This window comes from Geminocystis sp. NIES-3708, from assembly GCF_001548095.1.
In the GTDB taxonomy this organism is placed as follows: domain Bacteria; phylum Cyanobacteriota; class Cyanobacteriia; order Cyanobacteriales; family Cyanobacteriaceae; genus Geminocystis.
Map to the genome: position 1 here is coordinate 1,650,442 of NZ_AP014815.1, position 13,016 is coordinate 1,663,457.

At 32.7% G+C, this 13,016-nt stretch carries 12 protein-coding genes; 5 read left to right on the forward strand and 7 right to left on the reverse strand.

Going from position 1 to position 13,016, the window contains the following annotated elements; all coding sequences use genetic code 11:
• Nucleotides 1-105: 105 nt before the first annotated feature.
• Complete coding sequence (locus tag GM3708_RS07250) at nucleotides 106-912, reverse strand: pentapeptide repeat-containing protein (protein ID WP_066345235.1); 807 nt, start codon at nucleotides 910-912, stop codon at nucleotides 106-108.
• 233 nt (nucleotides 913-1,145) lie between these two features.
• On the opposite strand from GM3708_RS07250, the gene GM3708_RS07255 reads away from it, so the two are divergent.
• Complete coding sequence (locus GM3708_RS07255) at nucleotides 1,146-1,718, forward strand: phycobiliprotein lyase (RefSeq protein WP_066345237.1); 573 nt, start codon at nucleotides 1,146-1,148, stop codon at nucleotides 1,716-1,718.
• Nucleotides 1,719-1,955: 237 nt separating this feature from the next.
• Here the strand turns inward: GM3708_RS07255 and GM3708_RS07260 are convergent, their stop codons facing one another.
• The 3 genes from GM3708_RS07260 to GM3708_RS07270 form a co-directional block, all read right to left on the reverse strand.
• Nucleotides 1,956-2,549, reverse strand: a complete 594-nt coding sequence (locus GM3708_RS07260; protein WP_066345239.1) for a chromophore lyase CpcT/CpeT — start codon at nucleotides 2,547-2,549, stop codon at nucleotides 1,956-1,958.
• Nucleotides 2,550-2,658: 109 nt separating this feature from the next.
• Nucleotides 2,659-3,195 (reverse strand): phycobiliprotein lyase, encoded by a 537-nt coding sequence (locus GM3708_RS07265; RefSeq protein ID WP_066345240.1) that lies wholly within the window; start codon nucleotides 3,193-3,195, stop codon nucleotides 2,659-2,661.
• A gap of 94 nt (nucleotides 3,196-3,289) precedes the next feature.
• Entirely contained in the window at nucleotides 3,290-4,171 is an 882-nt protein-coding gene (locus GM3708_RS07270) for a phycobilisome linker polypeptide (protein ID WP_066345241.1), read from the reverse strand.
• Nucleotides 4,172-4,670: 499 nt separating this feature from the next.
• On the opposite strand from GM3708_RS07270, the gene GM3708_RS07275 reads away from it, so the two are divergent.
• From GM3708_RS07275 to GM3708_RS07285, 3 genes are all read left to right on the forward strand, one after another.
• A complete protein-coding gene (locus GM3708_RS07275; protein ID WP_066345242.1) occupies nucleotides 4,671-5,393 on the forward strand; it encodes a 15,16-dihydrobiliverdin:ferredoxin oxidoreductase in 723 nt (240 codons plus the stop codon).
• Nucleotides 5,394-5,414: 21 nt separating this feature from the next.
• Nucleotides 5,415-6,161: a phycoerythrobilin:ferredoxin oxidoreductase gene (locus GM3708_RS07280; RefSeq protein WP_066345243.1), complete on the forward strand. Its 747-nt coding sequence runs from the start codon at nucleotides 5,415-5,417 to the stop codon at nucleotides 6,159-6,161.
• 131 nt (nucleotides 6,162-6,292) lie between these two features.
• Nucleotides 6,293-7,072: a PspA/IM30 family protein gene (locus GM3708_RS07285; RefSeq protein ID WP_066345245.1), complete on the forward strand. Its 780-nt coding sequence runs from the start codon at nucleotides 6,293-6,295 to the stop codon at nucleotides 7,070-7,072.
• A gap of 504 nt (nucleotides 7,073-7,576) precedes the next feature.
• Here the strand turns inward: GM3708_RS07285 and GM3708_RS07290 are convergent.
• On the reverse strand, nucleotides 7,577-9,322 hold the full coding sequence (locus GM3708_RS07290; protein WP_066345247.1) for a diflavin flavoprotein: 1,746 nt from the start codon (nucleotides 9,320-9,322) through the stop codon (nucleotides 7,577-7,579).
• An 891-nt stretch (nucleotides 9,323-10,213) separates the two neighbouring features.
• Between GM3708_RS07290 and ychF the strand changes: the two genes are divergently transcribed.
• Nucleotides 10,214-11,305 carry a redox-regulated ATPase YchF gene (gene ychF, locus GM3708_RS07295; RefSeq protein WP_066345249.1) on the forward strand — a complete coding sequence of 364 codons (1,092 nt, stop codon included), beginning with the start codon at nucleotides 10,214-10,216 and terminating at the stop codon, nucleotides 11,303-11,305.
• 161 nt (nucleotides 11,306-11,466) lie between these two features.
• On the opposite strand, the gene GM3708_RS07300 is transcribed toward ychF, so the two are convergent.
• Both GM3708_RS07300 and GM3708_RS07305 read right to left on the reverse strand, forming a co-directional pair.
• Nucleotides 11,467-12,336: a lipid kinase gene (locus GM3708_RS07300; RefSeq protein WP_066345251.1), complete on the reverse strand. Its 870-nt coding sequence runs from the start codon at nucleotides 12,334-12,336 to the stop codon at nucleotides 11,467-11,469.
• Nucleotides 12,337-12,395: 59 nt separating this feature from the next.
• Nucleotides 12,396-13,004, reverse strand: coding sequence for a 2-dehydropantoate 2-reductase (locus tag GM3708_RS07305; protein WP_066345252.1), 609 nt, complete (start codon nucleotides 13,002-13,004; stop codon nucleotides 12,396-12,398).
• Between the last annotated feature and the right edge of the window lie 12 nt (nucleotides 13,005-13,016).

Sequence of the window (13,016 nt, forward strand, 5' to 3'; positions counted from 1 at the left end):
ATTACTAATTGAAGAGATGAAAATAAAAAAATTAAGGATAAAAAACTTGATTCTTTCTTTGCACCTTTGCGAGAGACTCATTAATCCCTTTATTGGGCAATATTATTAATTAATTGCCTGAAGACTAACTTGAGTATTGCTACGGGTAAAGGCATTCCATGTACCTAATTCTTGGGCAGGAAAACTACAAAGCATCGCTCTAGTATTATCATCTAATCCTTGGGCGTAAGTAAAATCAGCCCCAGCAATACTCTCTAACCTGTCTAAATTAGCACCTTTTAAGTTAGTTGCTCGTAAATCAGCACCTTCTAACTGAGCACCTACTAACAAGGCATTTTGTAAATTAGCCCCCGTCAAATAAGCATACTTAAGATTAGCACCACTTAAAGCCGCTCCTTCTAAATTTGCTTCGGTAAAATCTGCACCACTGAGATAAGCACCTCGTAAATTAACCCCTTGTAAATCTAAACCTCTCAGATTCGCTGTATTAAGAAAAATACCTGTTAGATTCGCATAAGGGCCTACTGCTCCACATTTGCGATAATCATAGTTATCTGGCCATTTTGTCTGACTATCATAACAGGCAAGATCTAATTTTGCTCCCCCTAAATTACTATTACTCAAATTACAACTTTGTAATTGTGATCTATGTAATAAAGCATTTTGTAAATTAGTGAAACTAAGATCAGCATTTTGTAAACAAGCACCCCTCAAATCTGCATTTTGGGCATTAATATGACTAAGATTAGCCTCGCTAAAATCAACCCCAATAAGGTTTGCACCTTGAAGATTTGCACCCGATAAATCTAATTGTGACAAATCCATATTTTGTAGATTCGCCCCTGCTAAATTTTTATCCTGTTGCATAATCGCAAGAATTTCTGATTTTGAATGACTTTGAGATAATGACATAGATATTAAATCAATTAATAAATAATAAAAAGATCAAATAATAATTTATGTATATTTATTTTTTTGTTAAAAATTTTCACATTTTGAGGTAAATACCTTAACTTATAATATGGTTAAATGAGTGACTAAAATAACTAAAATTAATTTTCTTAATATACCTTGAGAAAAATTAATCAAAACAGCTTGACATTTTAATAATCATACACATTAAACCATAATAAGAATAAGATATTATGCCATTAAAAGCACCGATGACAATGATGGATTTTTTCAATAAAAGTGAAGGTACTTGGTATTCTCAAAGAACAGTACATCATTTTGATACTACAGTTGAACAATCTGGAAATTCTAATATTATTATTGAAGTATTAGACAGAAATGATAATCGGATTCAAAAAGTATGTGAAGAGCAAAATATTGATCCCCAATTAACTGTTGGTGGAGCAAGTTTTCTGTGGCAGGATAATTTAGATAATCCGAATCCGAATCCGAATTGGGCGGCAATTCTAGTAGATATTCCCAATTCTGACAATAAAAGTAGTGGTAGATTTTTGCGTAATAAAGGTTATGTTGAGGGGATTCCTGTTGTTTGTAATTATAATTTCGCCCCCGATGGAGTATTAACTATTATCACTGAATATGAAAAAAATCAGGGCATGGAGAGATGTTGGTTTATTACCGACGATTTTCGAGTAAGAATTAGTACTGTAAAAATGATGAATGGAGTCAATTTAATGACATATTCTTCTGAACGTCGTTGTATTCCTAATGAAATATTAGAGAAAATGAGTCAGAAATATACTTAATTATTCTTGTTGCTGAATTAATTTATGATTTGTCTCGCTTCGATGCGCAAAGGTAAGATGTACGAAATATTCTTAGAATTGTTATTTTATTTTTTCATCTCATGCTTTAAATCAGCATTGGCTGGGGTTTATGGAAATAAAGACTGGAATCTCATCAATAAATTCGGTGTTAAAAGAATGTAATAGTAAAAATAGCTTAATTATTTTTTAATGTACTTTACTATATTTTATTGACAACTAAAAAGGCAATTCATCAGCAAAATTTTGTATTTTTTCAAAGCGTAAAGGACCTTCTGTTGAACCCCAAACTTGCTGATTTGTATTAATATCCATTCCTCTATCTAAACTAACGAAAGTTTCCTCTGTTAATTCTACTTCACTGATTAAATAAGTTAATTTATCTTTTTTTGGAATCAGACATTTATTTCCTTCTACTCTACCGAAAAAAGTATCATTTTTTTTACTAAAAATCATCGAGCAATTATAACGTCTTTCGATAGCTTTTGGTTTAATAGTCTGTAAAATTGAGCGATTATGCCCTGAACCAGCATAAAGCATAGCATCATTTAAACTATAATTTTCTACATAAATTTTATCGTCTTGTTGCACAAATTTATGCACTCCTTGACGATAGGGAGTCCACATATTATAGTCATAAACTTGCTCAGAATAAAAACCAATTCCGTCAAAAAAATTCTCAGGTAATGGGCGAAAAAATACATGAATGTGGGCAAATAATTTAGGATCAGCAAAACATTGTTTTTTATTACTAAATTCTCCAGCTATCCACCGAGCCAATGTTATTAGTAAATCAGAATTATTATTAATCATTTAGTAAATAAAATTGTAAAATTTGGCACTTTGCTCCATGAGCACTTTTGCAAGAGATAAACTATACATTAATTCACCAACTTCAAATAATTTAATGATAATTTCATTGTTAATTATCCACTGCTTTAGAGCGAATTTCAGAAGAAAAAGAAGCAGTAACAACTCCTTTACCATCAGCCGTTTTAATCATTGATACACGAAACCGCAGATTAGGATTGACAAACCAAATTTTTTCTTCTGCACTGGCACGATCATAATTAGTGGTTAAGATAAATGTACCGTCTTCTTGAATTTCATATAGGGCAATAGCTGCCATTGTCTCTGCATAACCTCGATCTCGCAATAATTGTCCTTTATTGGAGTTGTTTGCGTCTGGAATAGGTACTAATACTGTTGTACCTTTTAATTCTTCTTTCTCATCCCAATCTGATTCTCCTTCCCAACTCATTTTAAAGGGATTTGTGGCTAATGCTATATCTATATTATTTTCTTGACATAAACTAATTACTAGAGGATCATCAACTGTTAAGGAAATAATCTCAATTTCTGATCGCACTTCTTCTAAATGACTAAAAGCAAGATGATGTACACTGCGAAGCGATCGCCAGTTACCCAAGGATTGTTGAACAAATTTTGATATGGTCATTAACGAATATATATAAAAAACATTTAAGTGTTATACTTATGGCAAAAGTTCTCGGTAAAAACGTTATTGAAAACGCTTCGACCGAGGATTGTTCTTATACGGGGGTAATACTAGCAATAGTTCCACCTTGTCGGTGAATTTTTTGATAGGTTGCTGAGAGCCGATTAAAAGGAACTAAGTAAACTTGATTACTCCGACGGAATGCCGAGACACGATTAACACCTTTACCCTTAGGTGAACCGTAACCAGTAACCTCGATGCGGAATACTTTGCCTTCATCTCCTGTGCCAAAACTGCCTTGAGAACGTGAACCGATGGTACGATCTTGGAATGACCAGCCATCACCAGCAGAACCACCAGAAGGGGGAATTACAGCTAAAGGAGTACCTTGAATCACATATTGATTAAGTACAGGACTTTTACCCGATAAACTTCCTTTAAAGTCACTACTAGAAGCACCACGAAGCATAGCAAACATATGAGTAAACTCTACCATTGTGCGGTTAGGTTCAGTTTTATAACCACGATAGTAAGGTACGATGTTTTCTCCATAAGCATTTTGATACTCGTCACTATCAAGATAAGAATCAATTTCTGCTTCAAAACCTTCTGTGTCAAGAATCGTGCTATGAGCTCTGGTTTCTTCCAATCCTTCGGGAGTGCGCCCTAAGAAATGTTTAAAATTAAGTTCAATAAAACGATAACGAGGGCAAGTGTCGAAAAACCGAGAACTATAAGCAGAACTTTTACCTAAAGCACGGATAAATTCTCTGACGCTTAATTCCCCTCTTTTAAATTGAGATTCAGGTACAATAGCACGTTCACTTTCCATAATGTAAGCGTTACCAAAAACCTGACGATACACAGCACGAATAATTGTTTCTAAATCTTCAGTGCTACTATTGGGCAGTCTTTCAATAGGTGCTGTTTCTTCAAACAAACTTACTCCTAGTTGAGATGCAGGTCCAAAAACCATTTGCGATATTCCTCTCTATAATCTGAGATATTTTCTATTTTTTTTTACAAAACTTAACAAGTAAATCTATTAGGGAATATAGAAAAAGTAAATTTTTTCTAAAATTTTTTTAATTTTTCCTCAATTTTATTGAAGTATTTCTAATTATTTTTACTTGCAGTATGATGATTTTAACAAAAAACCATTATCGGCTCATGTCAGAAAAGTCAAAGATTCTGAGAAAATAAAAACTATAAAACCTAATCAAAATAAGGTTAATAATAAGTTTAGATTTATCTAAAAACGATCTTTGATAATTACTTAAGCCTTCGGTTTATAAAATATTTAACAGCAATTTCTCGCTAATCTTTATTAATATTTGTAACAAATATTTTTTTAATATAAACGGTAATTTTATTAAGTAATATTACTTTCTTTCATAAATTGGCTGATGTGAATCACAAAATTCTTAAACTAGATCAAAGGCATAACTAAGCATCTTTATAAGATAAAAAATTATATGTATCAAGCTTTTCAGAATTTTTTAGAACAAGAACTTCATCACAACTTTGAACTGCAACCTCGTTCTATTCCTGATGGATTAGCCGAAAAAGTTAGTGAGCGTGGTAAAAATCCAGCAACCATTAGAAGTTGGTGTTATCAGTGTTCAGAATTACGAAAGATTCGCTATACCTATATAGATGCTGGAGAATCGGCACAAATTTTTAATAGTGTTATTTATCCTGACCATCATTATGATTTACCATTATTAGGAGTTGATTTTCTGACTTTTGGAGAGAAAAAAAATTTAGTGGTGTTAGATTTTCAGCCATTATTTCAAGATGAGGCTTACTTACAAAAGTATATAGATCCTATCACTGAAATTAGAGAAAAATATTCTGATTTAGCTCAAAATTTAGGGATGAAGTTTTATGATGCTAATCGTTTCTTTTCTAAAAATCTGTTATTTGCTAAAACTGATCCTGACTCTATCCACAATCGACTTTTTCCTGCTTATCAAGAATATTTGCGTTTATATTGGCAAATGGTAAAAGAAGCAAAACCCTTATCAAATAAATCGGAAATTGCCAAGGTTATAGATGCACAAAAAGAATATGATCGCTATAGTGCAGAAAGAGATCCAGCCCATGGTTTATTTAGTAGTTATTTTGGTCATCCATGGGCAAATCGTTTTCTCCATGAATTTCTTTTTGAAGATGCTTTATCTTTAGCGGTAGTTTAACAATAAATATAAAATTGTTTTATGTCTCTTTATCAACCTTTTTTAGACTATGCCATCGCACTATTAAAAGAGCGGTTAGAAATAACAGATTATCCTATACCTGAAGGTTTTGCACAAAATAAAACCATTACGGGGAAAGGAAATAAAACTCAAGAAGTCATTACTACCAGTTATGGTTATCAATCTTCAAAATTAAGACAGATTAGAGCCGCTCATGTGGAAGGAGGAAATTCTCTACAAGTATTGAATTTTGTCATTTTTCCCCACTTAAATTATGATTTACCTTTTTTTGGAGCTGATTTAGTCACCTTACCGGGGGGGCATTTAATTGCCCTTGATATGCAACCGTTATTCCATGATAGTGATTATCAAGCAACTTATTTTAAGCCTATCGCATCTATTTTTAATAAATATAAAGATCAATTAGCATGGGGGGGAGATTTTCCTGAGGAAGCTAAAGAATTTTTTTCTCCCGCCTTTTTATGGACTCGTCCTCAAAAAACAGAAATTATAGAAACAATAGTATTTGATGCCTTTAAAGAATATCTCGAAGCCTATATCAATTTTGTACAACAAGCACCAGAAATAACAGATCAAAATAAATTACAACAAATTTTAGAGTCTCAAAAAAAATATATTAACTATCGTGGGGAAAAAGATCCAGCCAGAGGAATGTTTACTCGATTATATGGTGCAGAATGGACAGAAGAATATATTCATGGTTTTTTATTTGATTTAAACCGTAAATTAGGAGAAAATACTCCATAACAATAAGTAATGATAAGGTTTCACTATTTCAAGGCTCTTTTAAAATCAGAAAATGATGATTTAAAATAGAATAAAGTCGAAAGTGATAAAGTAATATATAGATAGAAGTAGAATAAAAGGTTGAAATTATTATGGGAATTTTTGATCGCATCAGTAGAGTAGTTCGAGCTAATGTCAATGATATGATTGATAAGTCCGAAGATCCCGAAAAAGTACTAGAACAAAGTATTCGGGAAATGGGAGATGATCTAGTAAAAATGCGTCAAGCCGTAGCACAGGCGATCGCTGCTCAAAAACGTACAGAGCAACAATATCAAAAAAATCTCTCTGAAGCGAATACGTGGCAACAACGGGCACAACTAGCTTTAACCAAAGGAGAAGAAGGTTTAGCCAGAGAAGCCTTAGTCCGCAAAAAAACTTATAGTGAGACTGCCACTACTTTAAAAACTCAATTAGATGGACAAGTAGGACAAATCGACTCTTTACGTCGTAATCTTACTGCTTTAGAAAGTAAAATTTCAGAAGCGAAAACGAAAAAAGATATGCTTAAAGCTCGTCTTAGTGCGGCTAAAGCCAATCAACAACTACAAAGTACTATTAGTAACATTAATACTAGCTCCGCAATGTCTGCATTCGAGCGCATGGAAGACAAAGTTTTACAAATGGAAGCAGTTTCTCAGTCTGCTGGAGAATTAGCAGGAATGGGCGAAGATTCTAAATGGGCAGCTTTAGAAGGTGGCACTGCCGTTGATGATGAATTAGCAATGCTAAAAGCACAATTATCTGGCACACCTCAACCAACTACTAGCTTACCTCCTAGTATTGATGTTACCACCTCTAGCCCTTCCTCTTCTAGTATTGTTGATGATGAATTAGAGCAATTACGTCAACAACTAAAAAAAGAATATTAAATAATTAGTAATTAGTAATTAGTTGTTAAATAATTAAAACAAATAAATTGTTACAGAGTTTATCTTAATGTGCAAATAAGACTACCACTATAAAACGAGTCCGAATAGAGCTACCGATGGTAGCGTCGAACATCCTTTTTAGTGGGAAAATGAATTTGCACCAACAAAAAGCATTACGATAGCAATTTCTTAAGTCGCCATGAAATTATCAATAAGTTACCTGAGTTCAACAAAGAGTATGATTGATTAAATGAAGTATCATATAAATTTTCAGAAATAAACTTCAAGAAGAAGCCTAATTTACTTCAGTTCGACAGAAGAAAAATCCTGAAAACGAGACAGGCGGACAAAAACAATAGTCAAAAAACTCTCAATATTTGTATATTTTTGAAAGAATTTCGTTTATCCACACAAATAGAATCTCCTTGTCTGCGGAGTCTGCCTGTCAACCAGAGTAAATCATTATCTATTTCCATATCGAATTTAGGTTAATCTACCAAAATTCTAATAATGAGTACCTGATTTACGATAATGTACCGCAGTTACGCCAGTATCCGATAATAGTTTACCATTTTTGGCGATCGCATAAACTACCCAATGATCACCACATTCAAGACGTTTACTAACTTCACATTCAATATAAGCCAAAGCGGAGGATAAAATTGGACAACCATTTTCAGCTTCTTGAGACTCAATATTAGCAAAACGATCTTCCCCAGGGGCAAAGGGTTTAAGAAAATATTTCATCAATTCGATATGTTTGCCTTCTTCGAGGATATTTAAAACAAATTTACTACCAATAGGCAACAAAGATTCAATCGCTCTTTCCTTTGCCACCGCCACCGTAAAACCCGGAGGGTTAAATGTTGCTTGAGATACCCAAGAAGCCACCATTGCACCTTTTAAATCATGTCGTTTAGTCGTTACAACACATAGAGAACCTATAATACGACCTAATGCTTGTTCTGTGCGCGCACTTAAGGAATTATCAGCAGATTCCTTTGGTTTGAGTGCTTTTTTGCGTTTTTTTAAGGCTTGGGCAAAATCCGTACCAGCTTCCTCACAAGTCTTTAATATCTCCTCAGTGGGCTTAAATTTAACTCTGATGGTATCAAAACCGAAGCGATAACCCCCATCCTTAAATTTAGATTCTAACAGATCTATGGCTTCTCCACTCCAACCAAATGAACCAAAAACTCCTGCTAATTTATTTGTATCAGCGTTGGCTAAAGCTATACCTAAAGCACTTTGAATTTGAGTAGGAGCGTGTCCTCCTAATGTAGGTGAACCAAATATAAAGCCGTCACATTGTTGAATAGCTGTTTTAATTTCCTCACTGTTGGCAAATTCAGCATTTATGGATTCTATCCTAACTCCTGCTTTAGTAATACCCCGAGCGATGGCATTAGCTAAAATAGCAGTGTTACCATAAGCCGAGGCGTAAATTAAGGCAACATTAAGACTTTGATTTTGCTGATTTTCTAACCATTGACTATATAAACCAGTTAATTCTGTTAAACCATATCTTACCAAAGGACCATGAGAAGTAGCGTAAATATAGGCATTTTTTTGTTGAATTTTTTCAATAGCTTTAACTATTTGTGTGCCATAAGGTGCAATAACACAATCAAAATAGTAACGTCTATCTTCTTGGTAAATTTTCCAACCTTCATCTAATATTTGATCACCGCAAACATGAGCAGAAAATAATTTATCAGTATAAAAAATTTTACTATTATTATCAAAGGTTAAAAGTTGATCAGGATATCGAGGATTAGGAGTAGTAATAAATTCTAAAAGATGCTCTTTTCCTAAGTCTAATTCATAATCACTTTTGACGGAAATAATATTTAAAATGTTTTCTGCAATAGTTTCAGGATAAGTATTATTAAAGATTGTTTGTAATGATTTTGCTCCAGTATTAGAAGTGATAAAAGTAATATGTGGAGCTTGTTTTAATAATTTATTTATTGTATTGCAACGATTAGGATTAACATGACCTAAAATAACATAATCGATTTTATTTAATGGAATTCTTTGATCTAAAGCAGAAAGAAATATATCAGTAAAAGATTCTCCCGGAGGATCAATTAACGCTATTTTATCACCTTCAATAATAAAAGAATTAGCAGTTGTACCCCTACTTAAACCATATTCTACCTCAAATTTAAGCCTATCCCATGTACGAGAGCGAAAAACCCTTGTATTTAAACCAACACTACCAACTTGCACGTCTTTAGCTTTAGTCATTAATTATCTCCTTTTTTTATAAATTTTGATTATGGTATCTAACTTATCAAAATTTTTGCCTGATTAACGATTACGGCAATTTTCTTTTAGTTAAATCACAAAATTTGTAAGGGTGAATTAGACTTCTTTCATTTGTCTAGCAATTTCTCATCAACCAACTTCACATCTAGGAAAAAAATTAATAATTTCTTCGGGGAGAATTGATTTTAATTTTCGTCTTCAGGGGGATGTTTATCAGTTTCGCCTAAATCGAAGAGAAGTATGATAATAGATTTCAGAAGTTAAGATAAAACACTTTCATCAAGATTCTTGGGTTAGAAACCCCGCACTTTTAGGGCGGCTTTATATTTCTACTTTACCATGCAGAAATAAGATTATAAGTCTTATAAAAATTTTCATAAATAACTTATAAAAATTTCTATTTTTTATAGTATTTAACTATACTAAAGGTAGTGCGTTTAATTACTTGAGAATATCTTTAAACACTGCTTAAAGTCTTTTTATTTTGCTAGTAAAAAATATATTAATAACTCCTTAATTTCTTTCTTCTCAATTTGCAAATCTAAATTATGGTATTTATCTCTATTTTCTTAATATTTTTAATCTAACCTTAAAGTGTCTTTAATTGTAATATCAGGACGAATTTTTTTCATTTTTATCAGGTAACTCTGGAATTAAGATAAAATCCTTTATTTGATAATAACTATTTAATAAATTTTGAAAAGGAAATCTAACAAAAGTTTCATTTTTAGTACGACTATATTGAATATTTTTTCTATTCCTTTATGGTATTGAGAAATAAGCAATTTAGACATTTCTTCGTTACAGCATTGTGCAATCTTACGTTAATCATTGATAATAGAGTGTTGATTAATTGTTATATGTAAATCTATGTTAAGAGCTGGTATTGTCGGATTGCCAAATGTGGGTAAATCTACCTTATTTAACGCCGTAGTTGCCAATGCAAAAGCCACCGCAGCAAATTTTCCATTTTGTACTATTGAGCCAAATGTGGGCGTTGTAGCCGTACCTGATGAACGTTTACAAGTATTAGCTAAAATTTCTAAATGTACGAAAATTGTACCTGCTACTATTGAGTTTGTAGATATTGCGGGTTTAGTCAAAGGCGCATCGAAAGGTGAAGGTTTAGGTAATCAATTTTTAGCAAATATTAGAGAGGTTGATGCCATTGTTCATGTGGTAAGATGTTTCGATGATGATGATATTATCCATGTTTCTGGCTCTGTCGATCCCATTCGAGATATTGAAGTAATTAATTTAGAATTAGTTTTAGCAGATTTAACTCAAGTTGAGCGCAGAATTGATAGAGTTAGAAAACAAGCAAAAAATAATAAAGAAGCCGCCGAAGAATTGATAATTTTAGAACGCATTTTACCAATTTTAAATGATGGTAAACCTGCTCGATTATTACAATTAACCCCTGAAGAAGAAGTTATCATCAAACCTCTGGGATTATTAAGCTCGAAACCCGTTATTTATGCGGCTAATGTCACCGATGAAGATTTAGCAAATGGTAACGAATGGGTTGAACAAGTTAAACAATTTGTTGCCTCGGAAGATGCTAAAGTCGTAGTGGTTTCTGCCCAAGTAGAATCAGAATTAGTAGATTTATCCCCCGAAGACAAAGCTGAATTTCTTCAATCTTTAGGAGTAACCGAAGGTGGTTTACAATCTCTAATAAAAGCTACTTATGAATTATTAGGACTTCGTACTTATCTTACCACTGGGGAAACCGAAACTAGAGCATGGACAATTATAGCTGGAATGAAAGCACCTCAAGCCGCAGGAGTAATTCATACTGATTTTGAAAGGGGTTTTATTCGAGCGGAAACAGTGGCTTATGAAGATTTAGTTAAAGCAGGTAGCATGAGTATTGCTAAAGAGCAAGGTTTAGTTCGTTCTGAAGGAAAGGAATATATAGTTAAAGAAGGTGATGTGATGTTATTTAGATTTAATGTTTAGTTGATAATAAATAATTGATAGTTAATAGTTGATAGTAAGATAAAAATCTTTTTAGAAGTTGTAAATCAATAATTTAAAAAACATCGAAGATACCAGCACTATTGTTCATTATCTATCAATTGTCTATATTCCATTGTTAATTATCAATTGTTTATCCTATTTTATGGTACAAACACATTTAAGGCGTGGGGAATGACTTTAAATTTAGCAGGAGAAAAAGTGGTTATTTCGCCATCAGTATTAATGTTATAAGATTTCTGGGTATAAATTTCAATCTCTTTTCCTTCAATACTTCTCACCCAGTCTAGTTGATGATGATGCCCTTTTGGTAAACCCCAAATTAAGGGGAAAATTTGCCACCAATGTTTTAATTCTATGCTGTATAAATCTAGTCTTTGATCATCTATGGCTGCATCTTTAGCGATCGCCATGCCACCGCCATAGTACAAGCCATTACCAATAGCAATTTGAATAGTTTTGACATCAAAAACTTGACCATCAACTTTGATTCTGGCTCGAAAACGTCTAGTTGAGCTAATGACTTGTAAAGCGGTAATGCCATAAGCTAAAACTCCCCAACGACGCTTTACTCCACGGGATAATTTTTCAGTAATATCAACACTTAAACCCATACTAGCCACGTTAAAAAAATATTTACCATTAACTCTTCCTAAATCAATGGATTTTAAATTACCTTTGGCAATAACATCACAAGCCTCTTTCATAGTGAGAGGAAGATTTAAAGTTCGAGCCAGATCATTTGCTGTACCTAGTGGTAAAATACCTAAAGGTAAATTAGTCTCGACTAAACTATCCACCACCGCATTGAGAGTGCCATCACCACCACCAACAATGACTAAGTCTAGTTGATTACGATATTCTCTAACTACTGCCCCTAATTCATCAGGATGTTTAACAGGTTTAATAATTAATTCCATGTCATGGGCATAAAAAGATTCCACCGCAGAAGGCAGTGATTTTTCTCCTTTACGAGAATGACGATTAATCAATAATAAAGCTCTTTTACCCATAATCAATAGTAAATAATGGAATCGTGAATAATAAAGAAATTAAGACAATGTGATAATTATCAGAAATTGACGGCGATTAAACCTAAATCTATATAATTTTTAATAATTAATTTTTTTCCTTCCAAAACCACCGAAAAAGAGTAAAAATGTTTAATAGTATGATCAGGTATTTTTCCTTCTAATTCCAGTTTAAAAAAGCAAACTCTTCTAGTAGATAAAGTATTATTTTTACATATTTTAACGATCACTTTTTTCTCTTTTTTAGAAGAGTAAAGTACTTCTCCTCGAATAGAAAAGTAGTTCAGAGGCAAAGTGTCACTACTAATATTTTCAGGGATATAAATTCCCGCTATTTGAAAATGTATTTGTTCAATTTCAGGAATTGTATGGGGATAAACAACCCAATTTTGTGATTCGTTTAAGTCAATATGATTTTTTACAGCACTAATAGTTTTACCTAATAATACTGTTTCAAAAGTTTGATTATCAGAACTGATAATAACTCCTTTAGTAAGTTTATCTTCTAAGGGTTGATATTTAGCTTGAATAATACCAATCGCACGGTATTGTAAAGGATGGTGAGGAATACCCACCGCAAAATGATCTAAGGGATAATTAGAGTCAGAAGATAAATTTTGAGGATAAACGGAAGGATTACTTAAATTCACACTGATGTTCTC

What these genes read in the sequence shown, in the direction of transcription:
- GM3708_RS07250 (WP_066345235.1), bottom strand. Translation starts at nt 912, where the DNA reads ATGTCATTATCTCAAAGTCATTCAAAATCAGAAATTCTTGCGATTATG.
- GM3708_RS07255 (WP_066345237.1), top strand. Translation starts at nt 1,146, where the DNA reads ATGCCATTAAAAGCACCGATGACAATGATGGATTTTTTCAATAAAAGT.
- GM3708_RS07260 (WP_066345239.1), bottom strand. Translation starts at nt 2,549, where the DNA reads ATGATTAATAATAATTCTGATTTACTAATAACATTGGCTCGGTGGATA.
- GM3708_RS07265 (WP_066345240.1), bottom strand. Translation starts at nt 3,195, where the DNA reads ATGACCATATCAAAATTTGTTCAACAATCCTTGGGTAACTGGCGATCG.
- GM3708_RS07270 (WP_066345241.1), bottom strand. Translation starts at nt 4,171, where the DNA reads ATGGTTTTTGGACCTGCATCTCAACTAGGAGTAAGTTTGTTTGAAGAA.
- GM3708_RS07275 (WP_066345242.1), top strand. Translation starts at nt 4,671, where the DNA reads ATGTATCAAGCTTTTCAGAATTTTTTAGAACAAGAACTTCATCACAAC.
- GM3708_RS07280 (WP_066345243.1), top strand. Translation starts at nt 5,415, where the DNA reads ATGTCTCTTTATCAACCTTTTTTAGACTATGCCATCGCACTATTAAAA.
- GM3708_RS07285 (WP_066345245.1), top strand. Translation starts at nt 6,293, where the DNA reads ATGGGAATTTTTGATCGCATCAGTAGAGTAGTTCGAGCTAATGTCAAT.
- GM3708_RS07290 (WP_066345247.1), bottom strand. Translation starts at nt 9,322, where the DNA reads ATGACTAAAGCTAAAGACGTGCAAGTTGGTAGTGTTGGTTTAAATACA.
- ychF (WP_066345249.1), top strand. Translation starts at nt 10,214, where the DNA reads ATGTTAAGAGCTGGTATTGTCGGATTGCCAAATGTGGGTAAATCTACC.
- GM3708_RS07300 (WP_066345251.1), bottom strand. Translation starts at nt 12,336, where the DNA reads ATGGGTAAAAGAGCTTTATTATTGATTAATCGTCATTCTCGTAAAGGA.